Raw genomic sequence first — 525 nt, forward strand, 5'->3', positions numbered from 1 at the left:
ACTCCCAGCGCCGATGGTACTTTGTCTTAAGGCACGGAAGAGTAGGTCGCCGCCAGGCCCGCAAAAAACAGAAGATCCTCTTTAGAATATCAAATTGATTGCGCTCACGCAGATGCCCGTCGGGCATGCTCCGCGGGGGCGGACCAGTTGGTCCGGCGCGCAGTCGCGCTTGCCAAAGGCACAGCCTTTGGAGATGAGCTCCCTCGCAAACCCTGCAAGGACACGGGTCCGAGGCGATAGCCGAGGCAAGGCCAAGGGCCGCCCGAGCGTATGCGAGGAAAGCCAAGCGGACGGAAGTCCGCGCCGACGATTGAGGTAAAAAAGCAGAATTACCGCGGGGTGGAGCAGCCCGGCCTGTAGGCAACCAGCCGGAAGCCAACACATAAACCGGGCCACACACCGCAAACCGGAAGGATCTCAAAGCCCTTCCAGAAAAACAGAATCACCGCGGGGTGGAGCAGCCCGGTAGCTCGTCAGGCTCATAACCTGAAGGTCGCAGGTTCAAATCCTGCCCCCGCAACCAAT

General features: G+C 60.0%; 1 tRNA gene. It reads left to right on the top strand.

The features are described from left to right. Positions 1–446: 446 nt before the first annotated feature. Positions 447–523, top strand: a tRNA-Met gene (locus GQF03_RS11530). Positions 524–525: the final 2 nt, after the last annotated feature.

The organism is Sneathiella chungangensis, from assembly GCF_009882935.1.
Lineage (GTDB): Bacteria > Pseudomonadota > Alphaproteobacteria > Sneathiellales > Sneathiellaceae > Sneathiella > Sneathiella chungangensis.